The 25,458-nt window shown below is 57.2% G+C and carries 14 protein-coding genes; 11 read left to right on the plus strand and 3 right to left on the minus strand.

Going from position 1 to position 25,458, the window contains the following annotated elements; genetic code table 11:
* Positions 1–459: 459 nt before the first annotated feature.
* Positions 460–1,197, minus strand: coding sequence for a carbonic anhydrase (locus tag P0R31_RS05285; protein WP_275513128.1), 738 nt, complete (start codon positions 1,195–1,197; stop codon positions 460–462).
* A gap of 1,002 nt (positions 1,198–2,199) precedes the next feature.
* On the opposite strand from P0R31_RS05285, the gene P0R31_RS05290 reads away from it, so the two are divergent.
* On the plus strand, positions 2,200–4,317 hold the full coding sequence (locus tag P0R31_RS05290; RefSeq protein ID WP_275513129.1) for a prolyl oligopeptidase family serine peptidase: 2,118 nt from the start codon (positions 2,200–2,202) through the stop codon (positions 4,315–4,317).
* Positions 4,318–5,838: 1,521 nt separating this feature from the next.
* Here P0R31_RS05290 and groL read toward each other — a convergent pair.
* Both groL and groES read right to left on the minus strand, forming a co-directional pair.
* A complete protein-coding gene (gene groL, locus P0R31_RS05295) occupies positions 5,839–7,479 on the minus strand; it encodes a chaperonin GroEL (protein WP_275513130.1) in 1,641 nt (546 codons plus the stop codon).
* 83 nt (positions 7,480–7,562) lie between these two features.
* On the minus strand, positions 7,563–7,877 hold the full coding sequence (gene groES, locus P0R31_RS05300) for a co-chaperone GroES (protein ID WP_260380585.1): 315 nt from the start codon (positions 7,875–7,877) through the stop codon (positions 7,563–7,565).
* Between the two features lie 1,586 nt (positions 7,878–9,463).
* On the opposite strand from groES, the gene P0R31_RS05305 reads away from it, so the two are divergent.
* From P0R31_RS05305 to P0R31_RS05355, 10 genes are all read left to right on the plus strand, one after another.
* Entirely contained in the window at positions 9,464–10,735 is a 1,272-nt protein-coding gene (locus tag P0R31_RS05305; RefSeq protein WP_275513131.1) for a sulfotransferase family protein, read from the plus strand.
* Positions 10,736–10,997: 262 nt separating this feature from the next.
* Positions 10,998–11,897, plus strand: a complete 900-nt coding sequence (cysD, locus tag P0R31_RS05310; protein ID WP_260380583.1) for a sulfate adenylyltransferase subunit CysD — start codon at positions 10,998–11,000, stop codon at positions 11,895–11,897.
* Positions 11,897–13,783, plus strand: coding sequence for a sulfate adenylyltransferase subunit CysN (gene cysN, locus P0R31_RS05315; protein WP_275513132.1), 1,887 nt, complete (start codon positions 11,897–11,899; stop codon positions 13,781–13,783). Before cysD ends, cysN begins: the two co-directional genes overlap by 1 nt.
* 1,242 nt (positions 13,784–15,025) lie before the next feature.
* Positions 15,026–15,226: a hypothetical protein gene (locus P0R31_RS05320; RefSeq protein ID WP_157286237.1), complete on the plus strand. Its 201-nt coding sequence runs from the start codon at positions 15,026–15,028 to the stop codon at positions 15,224–15,226.
* A 2,106-nt stretch (positions 15,227–17,332) separates the two neighbouring features.
* On the plus strand, positions 17,333–19,744 hold the full coding sequence (locus tag P0R31_RS05330) for a 2-aminoethylphosphonate--pyruvate transaminase (RefSeq protein ID WP_430516799.1): 2,412 nt from the start codon (positions 17,333–17,335) through the stop codon (positions 19,742–19,744).
* A 32-nt stretch (positions 19,745–19,776) separates the two neighbouring features.
* Complete coding sequence (gene rtxC / locus P0R31_RS05335) at positions 19,777–20,832, plus strand: dhydrorhizobitoxine desaturase (protein ID WP_275513134.1); 1,056 nt, start codon at positions 19,777–19,779, stop codon at positions 20,830–20,832.
* Positions 20,829–21,662, plus strand: coding sequence for a gamma-glutamyl-gamma-aminobutyrate hydrolase family protein (locus P0R31_RS05340; protein ID WP_157286234.1), 834 nt, complete (start codon positions 20,829–20,831; stop codon positions 21,660–21,662). The genes rtxC and P0R31_RS05340 overlap by 4 nt, the downstream gene beginning before the upstream one ends.
* Positions 21,659–22,672, plus strand: coding sequence for a DMT family transporter (locus P0R31_RS05345; protein WP_275513135.1), 1,014 nt, complete (start codon positions 21,659–21,661; stop codon positions 22,670–22,672). The genes P0R31_RS05340 and P0R31_RS05345 overlap by 4 nt, the downstream gene beginning before the upstream one ends.
* Complete coding sequence (locus tag P0R31_RS05350; RefSeq protein ID WP_275513136.1) at positions 22,669–23,955, plus strand: ATP-grasp domain-containing protein; 1,287 nt, start codon at positions 22,669–22,671, stop codon at positions 23,953–23,955. The genes P0R31_RS05345 and P0R31_RS05350 overlap by 4 nt, the downstream gene beginning before the upstream one ends.
* The gene (locus tag P0R31_RS05355) at positions 23,955–25,292 is read left to right on the plus strand and encodes a glutamine synthetase family protein (protein ID WP_275513137.1); all 1,338 of its coding nucleotides are present in this window, start codon (positions 23,955–23,957) and stop codon (positions 25,290–25,292) included. The genes P0R31_RS05350 and P0R31_RS05355 overlap by 1 nt, the downstream gene beginning before the upstream one ends.
* Positions 25,293–25,458: the final 166 nt, after the last annotated feature.

Consider the following 25,458-nt stretch of genomic DNA (forward strand, 5'->3'; position numbering starts at 1 on the left):
CAAAGGTATAGCGAACTTCGACGATCTCAAGCCAGACATGGCCATTTGCCCAAGAGCGGCAGCCACTGGTCCGAGCGAACCAGGCGACTTGCCGCCAAGATCGCTGATTGAAGAATAGTCATGATGAGCCTGTCGAGCGCTGCTCATCTGGATGCCACATCACCAGAACGACCGCGCCGTGCTCGATACATGCAGCGCCCTGCTGATCTGATCCAGCGCCCGTCCGGCACCGATGCAGATGTTCGGGAGCTTGCCATGCTGTGTCGGTCTTCAGCACTGCGGGAGTTGGCACTTCACGCGCGGCTCGCTGGCCTGCATGCTCCGGGAAGCGGCCAGTCCGCTTGCAACCTGGCCTGAAGCGAGTTTGTCAGGTTGAGGCCAATGGGCGCTATGGATGGATCTCAGTGGGTTTACTATCTTGCTCACCTGCGGCCGCTCGAAGAAGCGCTCGGATGACCGTCAGCTCAGCAGATCGACCCTGCCGGTGTCGAGCCAATAAAGACCCCCGACGACCTTCAGTCTGTTCTGCTCGACTGCCGACTTCAGAAGCGGGGTCGCCGAAATGAGCTTATAGACGTTCTCAGCCACATTTTGCCGGATCGCATTGGCGAGTGCATCCCCGCTCTCCTGAGAAGAAGCCTTCACCGCGGGCGCAAGTGCGGCAACAAGGGATGGAATGTGCCCTGGCAGTGTAGTGTCGTCCTTCAAGGATTTGATCGTGGCACCGACAGCACCGCAGCGATCATGGCCGAGTACCAGGATTAGGGGGGTATTTAGCACGGCCACCGCATATTCCATGCTGGCGATAATCTCATCGTTGGCGAAATTACCAGCGACACGGCAAACGAACAGATCGCCAAGTCCGCTATTGAAAACATACTCAGGGACGATTCGTGAATCGGCGCATGTTAAGACTGCCGCATACGGATTTTGCCCGCCGACCAGAGCGCTGCGTTCGTGCCTGAAGTCGCTGCCTCGCGATATGCCCTGAACATAGCGCGCATTGCCTTCCATTAGTCGCTCAAGCGAAGCCTTTGGCGAGAGCAGGTTATCTGGTTTGGGCGGCGCTGTTGGCTCGATCGCGCTCGCGATCCTGCCGCCAAGCAGCATGCCGGCCGCCGAAGCAGCGAATAGCATTAGAGAACGGCGGGATGGCACCGTCGGACGAGGCAGGATCGGGATGCACTCTTCACACATGTATTTCCTCTGAGCGCGCTTCTCCAGTGCGTTGCGTGATTTCGGCCTCGCTTCGCTGCAGAACCCGCGCCTGACCAAATTTAGCTGCAACCAACCGAGTTGCACAGGCAAGTGACCGATGCGCTCGCCCTCACATCTATAGCTGCTCTTCGTTGCACACTTGTGAGCCTGTCCGAGATGGCCGCGAGCAGAATTTAGAGAGTCGTCGCGACCTTCATAACGATTTTCAGACTACGTCCTGACGCAGCGTGAGGTTCAAGCAATTTCTTCCCGTGCGACTCTTGCCCGCATGTCAGGACATCGGCAGCCTCTCTCCAATGCAGTATTGTGCGGCCTATTGTGCAGCGCCGTTCCTGCTGAGTGCGGAACAAAGTTGGATAGCACAGCATGTATTCCGCCGAATTCGGTTGGCGAAAACGAGATCACGACTGCCGTTGCGGTAATCGGTGCTCTGCGGCCAAGACCAATCTGGTCTAGGCACCCCGTCGCGGAGGTCAGTGAATAGCGAACGCACCAATAGGGCCACTCCTGATGAACAGCTAAAGCACGTTGGCCTGATTCGGGAGCGAGAAAACATCCGTGAGATTGCAAAGAGTGATCATCGAGCCGCGGAGTGTGGGCTTTCTCACAAAATGCTGCAAACTGTATGGATGACTGCCGTTTCTGAATACGAGCCGTTTGCCACTAAAGCAAGCCGCCAGTCCATTTAGCGCAATCACTAGCGTTATTGTCAAACAGAGCGAGGCGAACTTTGCAAAGTGCGACAGAAGCGTAGAACTCATGACAATGCTGCCGAAGCTAACGCCGCAATGTCAGGTGCCGACGGGCGAGCACTGAGCCACCGGGGGACCTCGGAATTTCCGGCGGCACGCCGCTTGCTTCGTTGGTCCGGTCACACTCCGGCGCATATCCGTTGTCGCGACCCAATGCGCATCGTCCGTTCGCTCTGGCCAGCTCCAAACTGCGCGAGCCGGACGGCCCAAGCAGTTCAGGATAACTTCTATGAAACACTCACTCCTCGCCACCGCGTTGCTTTCAATGGCGCTTTTGTCCTCTGCGGCATTACCCCAGAAACCGGCCCATGCGGCGGCGGTAGAGGATCCCTTCCTTTGGCTCGAGGAGATCGATGGACCGCGCGCACTCGCTTGGGCACGCGCCGAGAACGATAAGACGCTCGGAGTGCTCCAATCAGATCCCCGTTATCATCGCTTCTATGAGGAGGCGCTGAGCATCCTCCAAGCCGAGGACCGGATCCCGTATGTTTCGTCGGAGCGGCAGGGTCTCGGCAAGTTATGGCAAGACGAGAGCCGCGTGCGCGGCATCTGGCGTCGTACCACTGACGGCTATGGCAGCTCGGAGCCGGTCTGGGAGAGTATTCTTAGTATTGACGAGCTGGCGGCCACGGAGAAGAAGAACTGGGTCTTGAAGGGCGGTAGCTGCCTGCCGCCCGAAGAGCGCCTGTGCCTCGTCGAGCTCTCTGACGGCGGGAAGGACGCTGTGTTCATTCGCGAGTACGATCGGCATGCCAAGGCCTTCGTACCAACCGGATTCGATCTTCCGGAGGGAAAGCAGGACGTCAGCTGGGTCGACCGCGACACGATACTCATCGCGCGAGATTGGGGCGAAGGGACCATGACGCCGGCGGGCTATCCCTTCGTCGTGAAGGAGCTCAAGCGCGCTCAGCCGCTGGTTCAAGCGCGGGAGGTCTTCCGCGGGGAGCCGAACGATGCGATGACGGCGACCTTCGTGCTGCGGGACAGCGAAGGCAGGATTCATGCGATCGGCGCCATACGCGCCATCAGCGCCTTCGAGCGGGAGTATGTGCTTCTCGCGCCCAAAGGACCGATCAAGGTTAACCTGCCAAAAATGGCGGACATCGTTGGCATCGCCAGTAACCGCTTGCTAGTGACGCTCGACGAAGACTGGGCGCTGTCCGAAAGCACCCACTTTGTTGCGGGTTCGATCCTCTCATATGACTTGGCCGAATGGAAGCAGGATCCGCTTCGCGCGACGCCCTCGGTGGTCTTCCAGCCCGAGGCTCGGCATGCGCTCAGCGGGCTCGTGGTCACCAAGAACGCTTTAATCCTGACGATCCTTGACAATGGTCAGAGCAAGGCTTTCATCTACAGCCACGACCAGGGTGACTGGCGGGCTACGCCGATCCCGTTCCCTGTCAACATGAACGTCAGCCTGTCAGCCGTTCGCCCTGAAACGGACGAGGTGCTGTTCACGGTCTCCAGCTATCTCGTGCCGACTTCCCGCTGGCACTTCGACGCGGCGACCAAACGTCTCAAAATGGTGACGACGACATCTCCTCAGTTCAACGCGTCCAACCACGTTGTGGAGCAGTTCGAGGCAACTTCGCTCGATGGGACAAAGATTCCCTACTCTCTGGTGCGTCCGAAGAACGCAAGGCTCGGGGAGCCGATCCCAACCCTTCTTACTGGCTATGGCGGGTTTCAAGAGCCGCTCCTGCCATTGTATGACGGAGCGATAGGGCGGCTCTGGCTTGAGCAGGGCAATGCATATGTTCTGGCAAACCTGCGCGGCGGCGGCGAGTTTGGGCCGCGATGGCACGAGGCTGCCCAGGGGGCCACAAAGCAGCGGACGTGGGACGATTTCATCGCCGTCGCGGAGGACCTGATTCGCCGGAAGATCACCTCTCCGGGTCGATTGGGCGTGGTCGGCGGCAGCCAGGGAGGTCTGCTGGTAGGCACCGCAATTACGCAGCGACCCGACCTTTTCAATGCGGCAATCATGCAGGTGCCGCTGCTCGACATGCTTCGCTTCGCAAAGTTGGCCGCGGGCGCCGCCTACATCGGTGAATATGGTGATCCCGCCGTTACGGAGCAGCGCGGATGGCTCGAGGCCTACTCGCCCTATCAGAAGCTGGTCCCCGGCAAGACCTACCCGATGCCTTTCATTCTCACCTCCACAAAGGATGATCGCGTGCACCCGGCGCACGGCCGCAAGGCAGCCGCTAGGCTTGCTGCCCTCGGCCAGCCTTATTTTTACTTTGAGAACTTCGAGGGTGGACACAGCGCGGCTGCCAATCTCAAGGAACACGCGCGCCGGCTGGCACTCGAATACACCTATGCATCCAGGCGGCTTGTGGATTGAGTAATGTCAGCGAGGGAGTTCGTTGAGGCCGCCAGCGCAGTTGGTGGCCTGTCGGCATCAGCGCGTTTGAATGGAGAGCTCACGGAGCGGGCCTGTTTGTACCCTCAAAGAAGGCGGGCGGTTGAAGCGAGCGAGGTTCACGAAAGGGCAGATTATCGTGATTTGATTGTCCCGCTTATAATAGCGATCCCATCGAGCTACTTGCGCTCTATGACTCTATCCAGTTACTCCCAAGCTCCGCGAGACCTCTCAGCAAAGAGCTCTCCTCCGTGCGAAGGATCATTCGGATGATTTTTGGACAACGGAGCGCAGTCCACAAACCTTCAGTGATGAAGACGCAGCCTGCAGCATGAAGCTTGTGCTTTCCGAGCAGCAAGATGCTCAGGGTAAACGCGATCTGCCGCGAGTCCATCGACGCTGTGTTCGGCATCATCAGCCACAGGCAATTGCGTGAGCGGCTTGCGCTCTCATTCAGGGGTTAAAAAATGGCAGAACAGATTCATTCGCACGCGGTGGTGTGGATCGACCGAGTCATTGCCAAGATATTCTTCATAGGGCTAACGGGCGTCAGCGCCACGACCGTGCGCGCGCATAAATCGTGTACGATTGGAGCTTCCGGTGGGAATAATGATTCAACGTTTCTCGTCAGGATAGGTGGGGTCCTGAGTAGGTGCACCGATCTGCTGATCATCGGGCCGGAGACCGAGCACACTCAGCTAATGCACTTTTTGAGAGCGAACAGGCTGGACCTCACCATCCAAGTCGAGACAAGCAATCCTTCGACCGACCGGGAACTCGTAGCGCTCGGGCGAAAGCGCTTCCGACTGGATTAAGCTCTTTGCTTCTGATTGTCGACCGTGCTCCAGTTTTCCCGGAAACCACTACCTCGTGCGGCGTCATCCGTTTAGGTCGGTCAGTAAGCGCCGGTGCAGAGGACGCTCCTTGAGTTGGCGGACGATGGCCGGTTCACTTCGCTCTTAGCGCCCAACCTGTAGCTAGCTCGTTTAAGTGCGGTTAGCCGGCTCCGTACTCCGGTGCCGATTGCTCAGAGGGGATAGATGGACGAGCGGCATTTCCGCTTCGCCAGTTCTCATCGTGCCTGAGGACATGCTGTGTTCGTAATCATTCCAGAGAGACTCGCGTCACCTGCGGTGCGGCTTGTTGCACGACTGCAAGCCCGGCATATTCCAGGACGGTTGAACTGATCCGAGGTCGCCAACGCCACAGAGGAGGACCGGCCTTGATGGGATAGTCGCATCAAGATGCCGTGCCTTCGGCTTCCAGGTCTGCCGTTCTATGCAATTGATTATCCGTTCCTCCCGCCTGCCCTGACTTGACGGATGTCATTTTCGCGCAGACGGCGAAATCCTAAGCGAAGGGTCTGTATGGCTTTGGCAACTGCTGATCGCCAGATCCGGCGAGCACTAGACTAGCGCACCAGAATCGCAATGTGGAAAGAGTTCTGCGCCAAAAGACGACCCCGGCATTTCGCTGCCGGGGTCGCATTTTCAGCGAGAGTGGTCAGAAGTCCATGCCGCCCATGCCGCCTCCCGGCGGCATAGCGGGCACGGCCCCATTCTTCTTCGGCAGCTCGGCAACCATGGCTTCCGTGGTGATCAAGAGCGCGGCAACAGAGGCTGCGTTCTGGATCGCGGTGCGCACCACCTTGGTCGGATCGATGATGCCCTTTGAAACCAAGTTGCCATACTCGCCGGTTTGCGAGTCGAAACCGTACGCGTATTGCTCCTTCTCCAGGATCTTGCCAACGATCACCGAGCCGTCTTCACCCGCGTTGATCGCGATCTGGCGAGCGGGCGCCGACAGCGCCTTGCGCACGATCTCGACGCCGGTCTTCTGGTCCTCGTTCTTGGTGCGCAGGCCCTTGAGCTGCTCGGAGGCACGGAGCAGGGCAACGCCGCCGCCAGGAACGATGCCTTCTTCCACCGCCGCGCGGGTCGCATGCATCGCGTCATCAACACGATCCTTGCGTTCCTTCACCTCGACCTCGGTCGCGCCGCCGACGCGGATCACCGCGACGCCGCCGGCGAGCTTGGCGAGACGCTCCTGCAGCTTCTCACGGTCGTAGTCCGAGGCGGTCTCCTCGATCTGCGCCTTGATCTGGGCCACGCGCGCCTCGATGTCGGCCTTCTTGCCTGCGCCGTTGACGATCGTGGTGTTCTCCTTGTCGATCATCACCTTCTTGGCGCGACCGAGCATGTTGAGCGTCACGTTCTCGAGCTTGATGCCGAGATCTTCCGAGATCGCCTGGCCGCCGGTCAGGATCGCGATGTCCTGCAGCATGGCCTTGCGGCGATCGCCGAAGCCCGGAGCCTTGACGGCCGCGACCTTCAGACCGCCGCGCAGGCGGTTCACAACCAGCGTGGCCAAAGCCTCGCCTTCGACGTCCTCGGCCACGATGACCAGCGGCTTGCCGCTTTGCACCACGGCCTCGAGCAGCGGCAGCAGCTCGTTCAGCGAGGAGAGCTTCTTCTCGTTGATGAGGATGTAGGCATCGTCCATCTCAACGCGCATCTTGTCGGCGTTGGTGACGAAGTAGGGCGAGATGTAGCCGCGGTCGAACTGCATGCCCTCGACCACGTCGAGCTCCGTCTCGAGCGACTTGGCTTCCTCGACCGTGATGACGCCCTCGTTGCCGACCCTCTTCATGGCGTCGGAAAGGAACTTGCCGATCTCGGCATCGCCGTTGGCCGAGATGGTGGCGACCTGGGCGATCTCGTCGTTCGAGGTGACCTTCTTCGAGTTCTTCTCGAGGTCGGCCACGACGGCTTCGATCGCAAGGTCGATACCGCGCTTGAGGTCCATCGGGTTCATGCCGGCGGCGACCGACTTGGCACCCTCGCGAACAATCGCGGCGGCGAGCACGGTGGCGGTGGTGGTGCCGTCGCCGGCCGCGTCAGCGGACTTGGAGGCGACTTCGCGCACCATCTGCGCACCCATGTTCTCGAACTTGTCGTCGAGCTCGATCTCCTTGGCGACGGTGACGCCGTCCTTGGTGATGCGGGGAGCGCCGAACGACTTGTCGAGCACGACGTTGCGGCCCTTCGGACCGAGCGTGACCTTCACCGCATTGGCGAGGATGTCGACCCCGCGCAGCATGCGGTCGCGGGCGTCTACGCCGAACTTAACTTCTTTGGCTGACATGTGGGTTTTCCTGAGTGTTTCACTTGGTCTCATCCTTCGGCGCGCGGCATGCGCTCCTCAGGATGAGTGCTGCGAGCGGTAATTTAGGCGGCCTTCTTCTTGGCGAACGGATCCGTGAGAACGCCCAAGATGTCGCTTTCCTTCATAATCAACAGCTCCTGGCCGTCGATCTTGACCTCAGTGCCTGACCACTTCCCGAACAGGATGCGGTCGCCGACCTGGACATCGATCGGAACCAACTTGCCGGACTCGTCGCGGCCCCCGGGGCCGACGGCGATGACTTCGCCCTGGGAGGGCTTTTCCTTCGCCGTGTCCGGAATGATAATGCCGCCAGCGGTCTTTTCTTCTGCGTCGATGCGCTTGACTACGACGCGGTCGTGAAGCGGACGGAATTCCATGCAGATCTCTCCTAAGCAGTTACGCAAGTTGAGGATTTCTCGATTGCTAGCAATCGAGGCCCGTGAGTGCCAACGCAGGCGCACCTGAAATAGGACTGATTTGTTGGGGAACAAGTGTTTGTAGGAGGAAAATCCTCACTCACCGCCGAGCTCTGAATCCGCTTCAGGCAATTAACCTCGCGAGCTTGCCGCCGAGCACCCGACGCTATTCTGAGTGAGCTTTGTCTCTCTACCCAATATCGCTTTACAGTTCGATTCCCTTCAACCCGGTCTTGCAAGCCATGATCTTAGGACAAAAAGGGTAAAGGGCTGCCGATCTGGAGTAGCTTCAAATGAAACCGTCAGCTGAATTCGAAAGATCGCGCGGTCTTGGAATCCTGCGCCGAGATCGGGACTGCCTGCTCGGATCGATGGTTCGCTAGCCCTCGCGCCCGATCTGCCCGGTTTACGCCAGAGTGCCTCTGCCGGCATTGCGGCGGAATTGACTTTGGAGCAAATCGACGGCCTGGCGCACGCGAAGCTGTCTCAGGCCGCCACGAACGGGCATATGTTCCTCTCACCAGAGCCTGTCCTTATGCAATCGCGCCGGATGGCGTATACACGCGGACAGCGGCTCCGCCTCGAGTTGTCGAGCCGCCAGTGCGGGTTCGGCGTTAGAATAATCAGTTGAAAAAAACCTTCTTTGGACTTTGATCTCGATCAGGCGCCCCTAGATCGCAGCTTGAAGGTCGTGCTTGATGGAGAGATGTTCGGGCTTTGGCATCACGGGCGGTGTTCTGCTAGGCCGCGGCCAGACGGTGCCACAAAAATGCGACAGGGGTGTTCGACCTTGCTAAGTTGAGCGAGCGCACGTCTGAGCACTGTAGGTGAGGGCTACGAGAAAGCCAGATGTTAGGCCAAGATCGCCCTCCGCCTTTCGAGCTGCATCAGTGCATCAAAGCGCGGCAATGTTCTTTCGGCGCTCCTGCTTGGCATTGCAGACGACTTCCTCCTTCTCGTGCCAGCTTCGGCGCAGCGCTTGAAGTAAACTGCGCTTCGCCGTAGTAGCTACAGAGTGGTGCGAACGAGCTCCGCGCATTGCCATGCGACCTTTCGCCGGCCGGGTATGCGCAGACCTAAGTGAGCGCGTCCGGTTCATGGCACGAAGACAAGACCTGCCGTCGGACTAGAATGGGTATTTGGCATCAGGCACGAGTATGAAGCTCTTGGCTCTGCACTGTGCGAGGGACCAAAGGACACAAAGAGCTGCGGCCTAGACGCGATAAGCGTCTCATCTGGCAATAAACCTCAGTATAGTCTTTTCAACCCTTCCCAAATCAGCTGTTTATCTTCGTACGATTGAGATCACCCTTTGTCTCACGTCTGCTAGGAGCCGGGGGGTGCCAATTGGAGCTGCCAAAGCGCCGGATCCTGCCGTATGGATCGAATTCGATAGGTTTCAGACGATGAGTTGCAGGCGACTTCCTTCTCACATGACCATGCCGCGCCCGGGTTCAATCCTTATAGAACCGCAGGGCTGCCGTTACTTTGTTCGAGCGATGACCACGGCGATGGCCGCTCAGCTTGTGCACGCTTAGGGAGGACTCATGGTCAACGATACTCATCATTCGCCGGCAGTATGCTTTCTCCTTGGCCTTCCACGCTCCGGGACGACACTCCTTGCCCACTTGCTGCAGCAACATCCGGATATCACAGCTCCCCCCGAGCCCTGGATAATGCTGGCACTAAACGAATTTGGCAGGGTAGACCACCGTCACCCGGCAATCGCATCAATGATCAAGACCGCGACCTCTGAATTCTTGGCTCGTATAGATCGTACGATCGTCAGCCGCGCTTTTGCCGACGCGGCGTATGGCCAGTACTTGGCAGCGGCGGGCAAGCGTATCCTCATAGACAAGACGCCGCGCTATTGGATGGTACTTGAGTTTCTGGAAACTCTCTATCCAAAGACGCCACACATCCTTCTGATGCGCAATCCCTATGCTATTGCCGCTTCCTTGAAGTCGACGTGGGGCATCCCCCTCCACGCAGAACCCTCCTCTTCCATCAGCATATCGTCGCTCGCCGATCTTCTGATCCGTGTACCCGACAGCATTGCATCTGCACTCGCTGATCTGGTCCTAGGGCTTCCTAAGCTTGCAGCGCACCGGGCTCGACCGCAGACGCAGCTAGTGCAGTACGAGCGCCTTGTCGCGCGGCCGGAAGCGGAAGTCCGCCGCGTGATCGCGGGCCTTGGCCTTGATCCAGCAATCTCCGCGCCAACCACGACTGAGCAAACCGACTATCTTCAGTCAAGTAGCTTCGGAGATCGAAAGATCCTGGATAGACAGGCGGTCGATGACCGCTCTGTCCACGCCTGGCAAAACCAACTGAGCATCGAAGAGATGCAAACAGTAACCGATCTAATCGGCGCAGATCTGTTGGTGGAGCTCGGATATGAGCAAGAACTACGACAGGCACAGCAAGCTGGAGTTGTGGATAAAGGGAAAGAGGTAACCGAACTTTATCGTCGGATCTTTGAAATTTGGTGGAATTTGCGCTGCTCCGACGGCAGTGCAACGCACCTGGATTCCTCCAGCGCTGGGGCACCAACCCATAGTGTCCGCGAGCCTATTGAGAGTTCTTACCGCAGCTCCGAGCTCCCGAAGAATGCCACACAACATATGTCCGGGTCCGAAACTGAGGACGGTGTGCAACTGGAAAATTCGACGGCAGCTCTGTTGAGCCAAGCGCTGTTGGCCTCGGAGGCTGATCGTGCCGTGCAGCTAGACGCTAGGCGTGATCGCGATGCCGTTATCGAGACGCTCCGAGGCGAGATCGCTCGGCTTGAGGTGGCTCTCAACAATGGCGTGCCATGACTTGCACGCCAGAGCAAAAGCCCTGCTCTGACTGTACTTCTTAGCCTGCTATTGAACAGAAATTAGGGCAGCAGAAGCTTTCGAGCGCGCTGGTCTCATGCTAATTGCCGACCAGTAGATCGAGTGGCACATGAGTGCTGGACTGTCATTGCTGTTCGCGCCGCGACGTTTGAGCCGATGGAAGCGCTATTCAGCCGCCTGGGAATCGGTCGAATCAAAGCGGCACCTTAATCAATAGAGAGCCTTTCATCGGAAAGAACTTATGCTGCCAATACATCTTCGCCGCCTCGAAGCTGAATCCATCGAAATCATGCGAGAAGTAGTCGCCGAGTTCAGTAAGCCGGTCATGCTCTATTCGATCGGAAAAGACTCGAGCGTCATGCTGCACATTGCAATCAAGGCCTTCTATCCCGCGAAGTTGCCCTTCCCATTGCTGCACGTGGACACAACCTGGAAGTTCCGCGAGATGATCACTTTCCGGGATCAGACAGCCAAGCGGCTTGGCGTCGAGGTGATCGTGCACGTGAATAACGAAGGCGTCGAACGCGGCATCAACCCGATCGACTCGGGGTCAGCACTTCACACTCAAGTGATGAAAACAGACGCCCTGAAGCAGGCGCTCGATTTCCATCAGTTCGATGCGGCCTTCGGTGGAGCACGACGTGACGAGGAAAAGAGTCGCGCGAAAGAGCGGATATTCTCCTTTCGTTCGGCCGGGCATGTCTGGGATCCCCGCAACCAGCGGCCGGAGCTTTGGAATCTTTTCAACACCCGAATTCGTCAGGGCGAAACCATGCGTGTGTTCGCAATGTCGAACTGGACCGAGCTCGACATCTGGGAATACGTCATGCTCGAGCAGATCCCGGTTGTGCCTCTCTACTTTGCAAAACAGAGGCCAGTCGTACGGCGAAGCGGCGCAACGATCATGGTGGACGACGGACGATTTCCGCTTAAGCCCAATGAAACACCAGAGATGAGGATGGTCCGATTCCGCACTCTGGGATGTTATCCCCTGAGCGGAGCCATCGATTCCAACGCGACCACGATCCAGGAAGTCGTAGAAGAAATGCGGAATGCGAGAGTATCTGAGCGCCAAGGACGCTTAATTGATACCGATGAAGCCGCTTCGATGGAGAAAAAAAAGCGGGAAGGTTACTTTTAATGACTTTCATAGAGACGACCAAGTGTCTGGTTGGGGCCGGAACAAAGGACCAGATGCGATTCATCACCTGCGGTTCGGTGGATGACGGCAAGTCGACACTGATCGGCCGGCTGCTGCATGACAGCAAGATGATCTGCGAAGATCAGCTCACGGCGCTGGAACGGGACAGCGCTAGGCACGGCACTACCGGCAGCGACATTGATTTCGCGCTGCTCGTCGATGGCCTTGAAGCCGAACGGGAACAGGGCATCACAATCGATGTGGCCTACCGATTCTTTAGCACCCAGCGTCGCTCGTTCATTGTGGCCGACACTCCCGGCCACGAGCAGTACACCCGCAACATGGCAACCGGCGCCTCGAATGCCGAGCTCGCCATCATCTTGATCGATGCTCGAAAGGGCGTACTGGTCCAGACCAAGCGCCACTCTTTCATCTGTTTCCTGCTCGGAATTCGTCATGTCGTGCTAGCAGTGAACAAGATCGATCTTGTCAACTACGAGCAGAAGAGTTTTGATCGGATCGTTGACGACTATTCGACTTTTGCTGCCGGTCTTGGCTTCACCTCTATCGTTCCGATCCCGATCTCCGCCCGCTACGGCGACAATCTTGTCAGCCGTTCAGATCATACCAATTGGTATATTGGTCCCTGCCTGCTCGACCATTTGGACAGCGTCGATATCCAGCCCAACGCGGCTACTGCCTTCCGTTTTCCGGTCCAGTGGGTGAACCGGCCCAATCAAGATTTCCGCGGTTATGCCGGCTCGGTGGTTTCCGGGAGCATCTCGGCAGGCGACGAGATCGTTGCCGCAGCGTCCGGTCAAACTACCCGAATTAAGCGGATCGTGACCCAGAAGGGCGATCTTCCCCGCGCTGAGGCCGGCGATGCCGTTACCATCACCCTGGAAGACGAAATCGACATCAGCCGCGGCGATCTTCTGGCGCGCCCGAGCGAGCCTCCCAAGGTCGCTAACCAGTTCGCCGCCTATCTCATCTGGATGGACAAGGACCCGCTCGTCCCTGGACGCAATTACATCCTGCGCGTTGGGTCACAGACCAAAACCGGCAGCATCACCGCAATCGAGCACCGGATCGACGTCAACACACGTGAGCACCTGGCAGCACGGACGCTTCGTCTAAACGAGATCGGGTTTTGCAAAGTGGCGACGGCAGTGACCGTGGCGTTCGATCCTTTCGATAGCAATCGGAAGACGGGATCATTTATCGTCATCGATCCCCATACGAATCGCACGGTTGGAGCCGGCATGATCGCCTTTGCGGTGCAGCGGGCGACCAACATCGCTTTGCAACCGCTGTCGGTAGATAAAGCAGCGCGTGCCGCACTCAAGAACCAGAAGCCTTGCGTCATTTGGTTCACCGGGCTGTCCGGCGCGGGCAAATCAACCATTGCAAACATCGTCGATCAAAAGCTCTTTGCAATGTCTTGCCACACCATGATTCTGGATGGAGACAACCTCCGGCACGGATTGAATCGGGATCTTGGCTTCACCCAGGCCGACCGCGCTGAGAATATTCGGCGTGTCGGGGAAGTCGCCAAGTTGATGGCAGACAGCGGGTTGATCGTAATTTGCTCGTTCATCGCGCCCTACAGGGCTGAACGCGACATGATACGCAATCTGTTTGATGAGGAGGAGTTCATCGAAGTGTTTGTCGACACGCCGCTCGAAGAATGCGCGCGGCGGGATCCCAAGGGTCTATATTCCAAGGTGAAGTCTGGCGAGATCAAGAGCTTCACCGGCATCGATGCGCCATACGAAAGGCCGTTAAGGCCGGAAATGCATCTCACGACTTTGGGACAAACGGCCGAGCAGCTAGCCGATGCGGTGGTCAATCTCTTGGTGGCCCGCGCTGTCATTGGCGATCGCTAGGGAGCCCTCTCCTATGCCTTATGTGCTGCGCTCCAGTGAAAGGCGATCAGCAGACGCTTAGCGGAGAAGACCGCACTAAAACCTTGAGGATCGATACAAGGCGCCAACATGATGGCTGGGGGTGCGACGCGCCGCCAACAGTGCCGATGCGGGCTTGGTCGGCGAAACCGTCTCGCACTGAATTGTCACGCCTCTGTTCGATTGCGCGAGGTGAGCCCGATCCAAAGCCGCTTCCGGAAGGAAAGGCAACGCCGGGTTGATGTGCCACGCGCAATAGGCCACATCGAACGGGCGCCGGATGCGACCATCAAGGGCCGCAAGCGAGCCAACCGAGAGCGGAACGGCTCAGAGGTGCGGTCCGTTGCCGCATGCGCGCAGACTCATGAGTCCTGTTGTTATTGTATGCTCTGAGCTCGAGCTCTGAAACGCCACGTGAATCGCGTTCGCCACATAGGCCCGCTTGGGGCCTTGTTGCAGGACCGTTTCACGCAAGCCAGGTCTGGGCTGCGGACTGGTGGGCGTGAAGTGGACACGATGATGTGGCAACTCGGCGCAGCCGCATCAGTGGTCGACTGGATCGTCGCCAACCTCACGAGAGCATACGCGACAACGCGGATACCGGGAGTCTCCGCAGCCCGACGGTGTCACCCAGCGCGGATATTCTGGAAGATCTTCACACCTCGGCCGGGGCAAGGACTGCGCCGGCCACCAATTCGAGAGGCGCGCCCATGAAAATCATCGCTGAGTTGACGCAGAAATACGCCGACTTCCCAGCCCCACACGTCCGTGCGTCGCGTCTCCCGAACGGTGCCGTTAGGTTGACCGTTTGCGGGCGGGGTGGCAAGCACGCGTGTATCGACCTTGAGGACGATGAGTGGCGTTCGTTTGTGTCACAAGCGCTGATCTCCGAAGAGAGCGACCGTTCGGCAATCAGCTAGATCGCATTCGAACGCGCGGGGCATTGTGGGAGCCTTGACTCACGGTGGCACCATGGGGATATCACTGCCTTAACATGCCGGGCAGAGAGACAGCCCCGCGCGTTCGGAGGAATGCCTAGGCTGCGCAAAAAAGTGAGACGTGATCATGTCGAATTGACTGAACGTATCGACGCCCCGCCGGATTAGGGCGACGGTGGAGATATCGAATTGCGCGCTAAGGACGTTTCTATCGTTCGGGCTCGCCTCGAAATCGACGAATGTTTTAACCCCAGTCATTTTGACGATTAGCGGAGGCAACGTCCCGATGGACCCGGTCGGCGCGAATGACGTGGACTTCGGCGCGACGATGTTTGCCGCCGATCTTCGGCAGTGGCTGGCGGATTGCGGCGGCTCCGCTGGGTCAAGCGTAAGCATCAATATGTCGGCGCACGGGACATTGCGCGAAGCCGATCCGCTAACTCCGCCAATCAATGCGTTTTGGGATTGGACTATTTCGGCGACCTGAAGCCACCGGGTCCACGGCGCATGGCTTCTTCGGCGTCTGTACTATCATGCCGTTTCCGAAATCGCGATGTTGGCGTTAGCGCCCAATGGGGACGCAGTTTTGGGACTTGATGATCTCGTAGTACTCATCGCACCATACGTTTGCTTGCGACGCCTCGACAAAGCAGAAGACAAGCGCGCCCGACCCGTGACGCGCTGCGTGCAAAATGTTCTCGCGTCGCGAACACGCCATCCAAATCGGGGGATGCGGCTTCTGGACTGACTTGGGCACGACATTACAGGCCGGCATTTTGAAAAAAAACGCCCGTTATATTCTGGATACGGCTGCATCAACATCATATTGGCCGTCTGCTCGGCCAAAGCCGTGCATCTCGATCAGAGCGACGGATTCACCGGTTCCCCAATCAAGACGGCCTCCTGAGATCACATCGCAGTTTGTGACATCTCTGCTCGATTGGCGTCTCACACAGAACAGATGCTCACGCGCTTATGAGTCGTGCAATGCAATCTCCGTGTCCGTCAATGCGAGCTTGGGTGGCGCATCTGGGGCGACGCGATCGAGCATGGTCAGCCAGAGTACGCGCCAATTATGCACAATGGCGCCCGCCTAAGACGTACGATCTGAGGCATGATCGTGCGGCGTTTCACGTCCTAGCCGAATCCCGCGCCAGGGCTGCCTACGTCGAGCGCCTGCGGTCAGCACTTGCGCCTGGCGGTCACATACTCGCGACATTCGCGCCCGAGGGCCCGAAAAATGCAACGGTCTTTCCGGTGCAGCGCCATGAGTAGGCGATCCGCGCTTAGATCCTGGGTGTTTTCGCGGGTGGCGTAGTTATCCATGATGATATGGACATTCGGACGTTCAGATCCCTGAGAGTCGGTCCTTTTCAAGAACTTCAGTAACTCGACTACCGGTAGCGCCTGTAGCCTTTGCCGATCACGAAGCACGAGGCGAGATTAAGCACGGCACGTGCCGCACATCGCTCTGCATGTTCGATGGGATCGACCAGTGTTTCGCGTTGATGGCGTCGTCGCGCAACGTTCGTTGGCTCGCCGCGGCAGCTTGATGGTCGTCGATGGTGCGAGGGCGGCCAGGGCCGACCTCGCCAAGCAGGCCATCACAACAATCGTTAATCGGTAGCGCCATTTGTCGAGGGTGTGTTCATCGAGGGCAGGTCCGCTAGCAACGGAGTTGCTTGCAATGCCTTTCTCTCACCGCGGGACCGCGCCGCACCGCTCAGGTAGCAACCGAAGCAATGATGATGAGGATGAGACGAACTTGCCTCTCGAAGTACATCCGCTCATGCTGGCTCAGCACAAGTGGCCCGTTCGGCTGGCCTGTCACCATTGCATACGCCACAAGCTCTCTCCTTCAGAGGTCCCAACGGTCACTTGCCCGCCTTACGCTTTGGGCGCGTCTTACCTTCGGAGCGTCATGGGAGTCATTGTTAGATCGTGCACATTCGGTGGCTCCTCGGATTCCATGCGACATGGCTTTGTCCGAAAAATTTCACACGGTCAGCTATCTGAGAGGGTTGAATCGAACCCTACGTCAAGTTGTAGGGTAGTGAAACAGGCGGTGACGGGCGCGGGCACGGCCTTTAACGAGGGACAAAGAATGCGAATGTCCAAAATTCTAGGCTCATGCACGATGACTTCGGTCATCAGCGACGATCGTGAAGCTCGCTATGTTTGGGTCAATATCAATGCGCGTCCGACAGATGCACCGGGCTCACCGTCGGATTGTAAGGCGCCCGTCACACGTACGCAGATTGGATAACTGTCTTATCAGCGACGCGAGTGGCGGCCCTCGATCGCAATGCCAAAAGGAGGCTGCTGCGTTACCGTGACTTGCACTCGGCAACGCGGTGCGGCCCAATCCCCAGGGGATCTACAATGATATCGGTGCCGGCTTTACGCAGACAGGTTTGAATTGTCGTGGAGGGCCAGCGCGCCGTTCACTGGCGATTGGCCTTCGTCCGGCGAATGACATGGTTTGACTCTGCAGAATTGTAATGGACACAACATAGAAGGGGATGGTGTGACGAGAGAACGTTCTTTGCTGACGCCTGGACCAATGTCGTTATCGTCGGCAGTGAAAGCCGAGATGCAGCTCGACCTTGCATCGCGCGATAGCGAGTTCAAGGAAGTGACCGCGCGCATGAGGCGAATGATGCTGAATGTGTCGGGCAACGCGGAAGGCTATTCGGTCGTTCCTATCCAGGGAGGCGGCTCTTTTGGAATGGAAGCCGCTCTCTCTACATTTCTCACCCAGGCCGATCGGCCGCTCGTTTGCATAAACGGTATTTATGGCGAGCGCATTCTCAAGATTCTGCGGCTGTGGGGCGTCGAGGCGGTTAAGCTTATCAAGCGAGCCACCGAGCCTTTGGACCCTGAGGAAATCGCCGAGCGTTTGAGCCGAGAGTCAGGCATCACGCACTTATGCGTTGTCCATTGCGAGACAACCACGGGAATTGTGAATCCGCTCGAGCCGATCATAGAGGTGGCGAGGCGACGTGGCGTGAGGACCATCGTTGACGCGATGAGTTCTTTCGGCGGCGTCAACATCGACTTAAGTCGTGGCGGACCAGACGTCTTGGTTACGTCGAGCAACAAGTGTATCGAAGGTCCACCGGGATTGGCTTTCGTCATTGCCTCTCGCGAGCTCCTTGAGAATGCAATCCAAGAGCCAAGATCGTTTGTTCTCGACGTGAGAGATCAATGGCGCTCGCTTGAGCGCACGGGTGAATGGCGATCAACCCCTCCAACACACATTGTTCAGGCAGTTACAAAGGCATTGGAGATCCTGAGCATCGAAGGCATTGATGCCAGGCGCCGCAGGTATGAGAAGATAAGGGACGGCATCATAAAGGAGCTGGAAGGAGTGGTGCCCCCGCTGCTTGCGGCGCACCTGCAGTCGCCTATTTGCGTGGCGTTCACCGCTCCAGCTGGCATCTCCGACCAGGTCGGGTTTGATGGATTATATCGCCACCTGGCGGCCCATAACCTTTACGTCTACTCGAAGCTGCATCTTCCCACGCGCAGTTTCCGGGTCGGCTGTATTGGCGAGATTCGATACGATTGGATCGAGCAGTTGGGTTGTGCGTTTCGCACATACTTCCGGTCCGGTCGGACTCCGTCTGCGGGACAAGTCTCGGCCCAGGAGACACGTGACAGCAGTGCACAGATTTCGCAACCAATGGCGAGCATCGCGCAGCATTCATATTCGACCGCAACTGCTGCTTTGCACGCAGGATACCGTCGTGATCCGGTGACGAAAGCTGTAGCAGTTCCGATCTATCAAAATACGGCCTATGAGCTCGACGGTGATCTGAGCCATATTGCTGACGTCTACAACGTAAAGGCTGATGGTTTCACCTATACTCGAATCATCAATCCGACGACCCGCGCACTGGAAAAGAGGTATGCCGCGGTCGACATGGGACGCGACTCGCTGGCCGTTGCATCAGGTCAAGCGGCGACGTTTCTCGCAATCGTCAACTTATCAAGCGGCGAGGTGGGAGATAACGTCGTCGCTTCTCCGTATCTATATGGCAATACGTGGAATCTGCTTCACAACACCTTGAAGCGTCTCGGTATCAGCGTCAGGACGGCAGATCCTCGAAACCCCGAGACGTTCGAACAGGCCATCGATGACCGAACGATATGTCTGTTTGGGGAGGTGATCTCGAATCCCTGCCTGGTTCCGCTTCCTGTTCAGCAGCTGGCGGAGATCGGCAGAAGGCATGGCGTCCCGTTGGTCGTAGACAACACGACAACTCCCCTGGTGTGCCAGCCGTCAGCTCTCGACGCCGCGATTACGACGTACTCTGCCACAAAATACATTTGCGGTCATGGGACGACGCTCGGCGGACTGATCGTCGACAATTGTGAGTTCGATTATCGGGGAAAGTCGCGCTTCCCACTGTTCAACGGCCCAGACGATGCGCACGGTGGAATCATCTGGCGCAACGCGTTGGCGGAGGTCGATGATCTCGGAAAGAGCGAGTTTCTTCTCAAGGCGCGGATGACTTGGTTGCGCGATACTGGCGCGGCCATTTCGCCTTTTGCAAGCTTCCAGCTCATTCAAGGACTGGAAACGCTATATCTCCGTATGAAGGAGCACTGCGAGAACGCCAGGATTGTCGCCGAGTTCCTGAGCAAGCACCCAAAAGTGCGCCGGGTCTTCTACCCGAGCCTCTTTGAAGGAGCCGACCGAGAAATCATCGATCAGACACTCAATACCGGGTACGGGCATGGGGCGATGGTCATGTTCGAGGTGGAGAACGAGCAAGCCGGCCGCAAGTTCATCCAGAACGTCGGCTTGATGTATCACGTCTCGAACGTGGGAGATGCCCGCACGCTGGTAACCCATCCTGTCTCTACGACCCACACCACCGTCCCACGGCAAAAGCGCGAGGCGGCCGGCATATTCGGCGGCTCCATCCGGCTTTGCGTCGGCATTGAAGATGTTACCGACATCATCAAGGACTTGGAAAAGGCGCTATCCGCAATCTGACAACCTGAAAGCCGATCCAGGAAGGGGTTCTCATGAAACAGGCAGATGCTTGGAAACTGAGGTCGTCACGTTTTGAGGCGGTTCAATTTGACCGCGAGATCAACCAGCAGCTCTCCGCGCTCAGACCTGATAACATAACGGGAGCTGCTTACATCGTGAAGGACTACGCTGTGATCGCAGCTTGCGTCCTGGCGACGGTCCATGTCTCGTGGTGGCTCTATCCCCTCGCAGTTCTGTTGATTGGAGCCTTCCAGCGTGGATTGACGACAATCGCTCACGATGCCGCGCACCGCACCCTCGCAAAGAATACGACCTGGAACTATGTCCTGGGCATTTTGTTCGCGTCATATCCCTTGTTCCAGCGCCATTGGGCATACCGGATTTCGCACGTATACCTGCATCACCCATATCTCGGCGATCCGGAGAGGGATCCCGACTTGAAGTTCTTCTTGGCCAGCGGCGTTTACGACGTTCAGCCTCCTAAGCAGTACGCTTTCAACATAATCTGGAAGCCGATATTGGGTGGCGCGACAGTTGCGTATCTGAAGTATCTTTGGACCAATCGGTTTTCGGTCGGTGTCGAGGACCAGAGCCGGTCGGGTGTCCTTATCGACAAGTATGGCTTCTATCTCTTTTGGATAGTCATACTCGGTGGGTCATATCTTCTTGGCGTGCTCCACATCGTCGTCCTGTTCTGGATCGTGCCCTATCTCACCACATTTCAGGTTCTCGGCTGGTTCATCGAGCTCGCCGAGCACTCACCTATGTGCGAGACCGAGACAAAGAACGTCTACCTGACTCGGAATAGGAAGGGCAGCTTTATCGAGCGAGCCGTTTTCGGCCAGAATCTCGACGAATACCACCTCGAGCATCACCTCTCGCCCGGCATTCCTTTCTGGCTCTTGCACAAAGCGCAGAAAATTCGGATGCAGGATCCTCAATACGCAAGTGTTGCCGCAACGTGGGGAGGGCTCTTCGTCAAGGGACCTCAAGGTCAACCTAGCGTAATTGCCCAGTTGATTGAGCGAAATCGGCGGCTGTATGAGCAGTCTCTGGCCAGTTCCGATGCGAGGGAGAAGTTGGCTTGATACCGCAGCGGGCAGACGCGGTCCGCGCCGTGGTGGGCGTGACCTCAAACCGTCTTGTGACAGATGGCGTGCACCGCGACTGGTTGCGGCGCAAATACGTTCAAGCCCTCGTTCGCTATGCGGACGTGGCTTGCGTGATATTGCCGACGATCGATGCTGAGGATGCTGAACTGGATAACGATCTGGCGATCATGGGCAGGCTCGACGGTCTGATTTTGACGGGGGATGAATCGAATATCGATGCTGCCATGTTCAGTTCGTGCGCTTCGGGAAGACCGAAGCTAGCAAGTCAGCACGATGTTCGAGCCGGCGTGAGGGATCGCCCTCGTGACAGGCTGTCGGCGGCAGCCATTAAGAAGGCAGTTGCCCTTGGGATGCCGATCCTAGGCATTTGCCGCGGGCTTCAGGAGCTTAACGTCTATTTTGGCGGCACACTTCACCAGTCCTTGTCCGAATGGAGGCAGGAAAGCGGACACATGCATGCAGAGAAGGCCGGTTTGCCGAGGGATCGCCAGTACGATACAGCGCACAGCGTGAAATTATGTCCGGACGGCGTTCTCCGTCCTATCGCGGGCGCGGTCGAAGCACAGGTCAATTCCTTGCATAATCAAGGGATAGAAAGGCTTGCGGCAGAGCTAAAACCGGAAGCCTGGGCGTCCGACGGTCTGATCGAGGCGGCCTCGGTAACAGGCGCGCCGACGCTGCAGATTGGCGTGCAGTGGCACCCTGAATGGCACGTCGAAACTGATCCCCTGAGCAAGCAGCTTTTCAACGCATTTGGAGCGGCGTGCGTCACGTACCGCTTGGAAAGTGAAAGGGGTGTTTTGTGAAGCTTCGATCGAAACGCGGTGCTTTAAGATCGAAAGAAGGAGATCCTTTTGAAACGTCGTCAAAAACACGCTTCTGGTCTCGATCAGTTTTGCAGCCTTTGCACAAGCCGAGCGCAAAATTCGCGGCCGGAGTGCTCTTCGTTGCTCTCTATGTTCTCGTTAGCGCCGCAGGTGACGTCTATGCAGCAGCGTATTTCCAGCAATCAAACGTGTGGATCACTCTCCTGCTATCCTTTGGTATCGTAAGTATGACGTTCAACGTCTTGGCTCAGCGCGAAGGCGTTGGAGTGAGAGTCGGGAAATCATCGGTTCCGGCCTTTGTGTCCCTTAATTGTGTTACCGCGGTAAGTTGGGTCGGCTTGTTTGTCGGACTGAAATATGCCGAACCTGCTATCGTGGTCACGTTCATGGTCGCACTAGGACCCACTGCGACAGCATGGTTGAACGCACTGATCAGGAGACAGGGGCGTCCCCCGAAATCGGATATCATCGCGAGCGTTCTGATCGCAGCTGTCGGCAGTTATATGGTGTGGATCGCTGCCAGCGGCAACGCGGGAATCGAATGGGGGCCACGATCATCCCTTGGTATTTTCCTGGCAATTGTAGCTGGGCTGTCGCTTTCGCTGACCAATATCCTCGTGAAACTGCTGTTTGATCGCGGGTTATCTGGCCGACAAGTACTGGCTCATCGCTTTTACGGAGCAATTCTCTTGCTGCTGGTATTGAGCGATCATTCCTCTGTCTTACACGAGGTCTCACAGCATTGGCTTGCCATCCTAATGATTGCACTCTCGACGATCATTATTCCCTTGCTCTTGGTGCAGGAGGGCATTCGCCGCGTAGAACCATTCACGGTCAACATGGTCTTGTCCACGGCCCCTATCATCACGTTTCTGTTTCAGTATTTCGATTCTCGCATCGTGCCGTCCTTATATACGCTGTTGGGAAATGTTCTCATTACGGCTATCGCCGTAGGTAACCTCTACTTCCAGTATCGGAGATCCGCATGAAGGAACGTCGTTGTGTCATAGTCGACGCATACTCCACAGGCCGATACCTGCCGGAAGAGTTCAAGCGTTACGGAATTAAAACTGTGCACGCGATGTCCAGTGCGCGGATTCCACCGATCTTTCAGTCACACTTCAACGCCGAGATCTACGATGAAGTCCTTCGGCCGGGCGAGCGCATGAGTGACGAGGAGGTCGTGCAGTTTCACCTGGAGGCTCTCCGAGCGAGAGAATTGGAATTCATCATAGCCGGATGCGAGTCCGGCGTTGAACTTGCCGATTCGTTATCCGAACTGCTTGGGCTGCCTTCGAATGGCACCGCGTTGTCAGCTGCAAGACGTGACAAGTCACGCATGTCTGACGCTTTGACGTCTGCAGGAGTGCGATCGATCCGACAAGTTGTGTCCGATAATGCGGATGAAGTCACAAGCTGGATGCGTCAACAGGGCTTCGACGAAATCGTTGTAAAGCCGTTGAACAGCGCAGGTACCGAGGACGTGTTCTTTTGTTCGACCGATGCTGATGTTCGCAGAGCTGTGAACGTTATTGTCGGCAAGACGAATTGCCTCGGAGCGATGAATCGTTTTGCTCTTGGCCAAGAGAAGATAAACGGTCAACAATACACCGTGAACGCTATCTCGGCCGACGGGGAAACGTTCGTGACGGAGGTGTGGACTTACGACACTGTTCCCGTCAAAGGCGCGGGATCAGTCTGTTCGGTCGAGCAGTTACTGGGAGGTAAGGAACCAGTTGTTCAAGAGCTGTCCGACTACTTGGTGCAAGCGTTAAAGGCGCTTGAAATTGTCAACGGACCTGCTCATGCCGAGATTATCGTCGATCGCAAGGGGCCGGTTCTAGTGGACTGTGGAGCGAGGCTTCAAGGGACGATGTCTGCAAAAGCCAGGACCATGGCTTTGGGTCACAATCATATAACACTGACGGCGTGGCGCTACGCAGATCCCGTCGGCTTCACCGAGTATATGAGAGGACGCGGGCCTTACAGGCGACAGGCTCACGCACTTTGCGTCTCGCTCATCTCCGATATGCACGGTGTAGTCAATGGCTATCCCGGACTCGAAGCAATTCGCAAGCTGCCGAGCTTCGCCGATGCGATAGCATTTGTTCCGATAGGTCAGAACCTGGTCCCGACGACCGACTTAGCGTCGACTCCGGGAATCGTTTATCTCGTGAACAACAACTTGACTGAGCTTGATGACGACCATCGCAAGTTGCGAGCAATGCGTATGGACCAGGTATTCGAGTTAAAGGCGCAGGGGCGGGCTTAATGGCGAGCGAAATTCGGCCGGCTCGCGCGAATGGATCGCGTAAGGCCTTGATTGGGGTATGCGACTTCGATGGTATTCTTCGGGGCAAGCACGTATTGTCTGAAGATGTCTCGGCCGAAGACGCGATCATCAAGTTCTCCGAAGCCGTGCTCGCCTGGGATTGTTCGGACCGAGTGATACCAGCCCATTTCGGGCAAGAGCTGCCATCAGTATTCGGAGACGCCGATCTGCGTGTTCTGTCAGCCACGGCGCGCCCCGTACCTACTTCTCATGACCGTTATCTTTACCTCGCCGAGTTTGCAGGTGCGCATGAGAGCATCTGCCCCCGTGGTGTTTTGCGGAAAGTCCTGCGGAGAGCTGCTGACCACGGATACAGTTGCACTGCTGGATTCGAGTTTGAGTTTATGTTGTTCAATGAGAGTACAGAGACAATTCATAAGAAGCCCTATGATCAATGGGTTCCTCTAACGCGGGGCCCCTTCGGCTATTCAGTGGCGCGCACCCTCGCCAGCAATGAGCTGTTCGAAGCGCTTCTAGCATTTTGTGACAATGCGAGACTACCGCTCGCCGGGCTTCACTTTGAAACCGGCCCTGGCGTGATTGAGGCGTCGCTTCGTCATTGTGATGCCCTCGAGGCTGCGGATCGGGCAGTCTTATTCAAGTCGATGGTGAAATCCTGGGCTCAGACCCGGGGTATGATGGTAACGTTTATGGCCAAGGTTTCGGAGAATTGGCCGGGACAGTCGGGACATATTCACATTTCAATGTCGTCAAATGGTCAGAACGCATTTTACGACAGCGAGGCGAGCCGCAACATCTCAGGAATTATGAACCAATTCGTTGGCGGCCAGCTGAAATACATGAACGACTTTTGTGTTCTCGCTGCGCCCAACGTGAACAGCTATAAGAGGCTGCTGCCCGGCTATTGGGCTCCAACTTGCCCGAGCTGGGGAGTTGACAATCGCTCGTGTGCGGTGCGGGTCATTCCGGGAAACAAGTCTGCACACCGCCTTGAGTACAGATTGAGTGGCGCAGATGTAAACCCCTATCTCGCGCTCGCATGTGCCATCGGCTCCGGAATTCTGGGCATTGAAGAGAAAGCTGTGTTAGCAACTCCAGTTGTTGGCGATGCAAGTGACGAAAGAGACCCTGCTTTCGAACGGCTTCCCCAAAACTTAGCTGAGGCCACTTTCCGGTTTGCGCAATCTCCAAAGGCGTCCGACGTGTTCGGCGGCAGGTTTGTTAAAGCGTTCTCGCGTTCCCGGCGATGGGAGTGGGAAGCTGTTCAACATCGAGTCTCCGACTGTGAACGCGAGCGGTACTTCGAGGCTATTTAGGCGCCAGTGCGGGCGACCGTTCGAATTGCGGTTCACGTTGCTGTATCATGTGAGGACGCGAGTGAGGCTGGCGGACGTGCTTGAATTGGGTCGCGCAATCAGGCGGCATCGCGACCATCGGAATCCCAGCACTCCTTGCCAAGCCATTTGTGCGGATAGTGCCCGC

The sequence above is a fragment of the Bradyrhizobium yuanmingense genome, from assembly GCF_029167105.1.
Classification (GTDB): Bacteria; Pseudomonadota; Alphaproteobacteria; order Rhizobiales; family Xanthobacteraceae; genus Bradyrhizobium; species Bradyrhizobium yuanmingense_A.

Bases quoted from the DNA above. Each gene is read 5' to 3' on its own strand.
- P0R31_RS05285 (WP_275513128.1), bottom strand. From the start codon at position 1,197: ATGTGTGAAGAGTGCATCCCGATCCTGCCTCGTCCGACGGTGCCATCC.
- cysD (WP_260380583.1), top strand. From the start codon at position 10,998: ATGCTGCCAATACATCTTCGCCGCCTCGAAGCTGAATCCATCGAAATC.
- P0R31_RS05355 (WP_275513137.1), top strand. From the start codon at position 23,955: ATGGCGAGCGAAATTCGGCCGGCTCGCGCGAATGGATCGCGTAAGGCC.
- rtxC (WP_275513134.1), top strand. From the start codon at position 19,777: ATGAAACAGGCAGATGCTTGGAAACTGAGGTCGTCACGTTTTGAGGCG.
- P0R31_RS05320 (WP_157286237.1), top strand. From the start codon at position 15,026: ATGGACCCGGTCGGCGCGAATGACGTGGACTTCGGCGCGACGATGTTT.
- cysN (WP_275513132.1), top strand. From the start codon at position 11,897: ATGACTTTCATAGAGACGACCAAGTGTCTGGTTGGGGCCGGAACAAAG.
- groL (WP_275513130.1), bottom strand. From the start codon at position 7,479: ATGTCAGCCAAAGAAGTTAAGTTCGGCGTAGACGCCCGCGACCGCATG.
- P0R31_RS05290 (WP_275513129.1), top strand. From the start codon at position 2,200: ATGAAACACTCACTCCTCGCCACCGCGTTGCTTTCAATGGCGCTTTTG.
- groES (WP_260380585.1), bottom strand. From the start codon at position 7,877: ATGGAATTCCGTCCGCTTCACGACCGCGTCGTAGTCAAGCGCATCGAC.
- P0R31_RS05305 (WP_275513131.1), top strand. From the start codon at position 9,464: ATGGTCAACGATACTCATCATTCGCCGGCAGTATGCTTTCTCCTTGGC.
- P0R31_RS05330 (WP_430516799.1), top strand. From the start codon at position 17,333: ATGCAGCTCGACCTTGCATCGCGCGATAGCGAGTTCAAGGAAGTGACC.
- P0R31_RS05350 (WP_275513136.1), top strand. From the start codon at position 22,669: ATGAAGGAACGTCGTTGTGTCATAGTCGACGCATACTCCACAGGCCGA.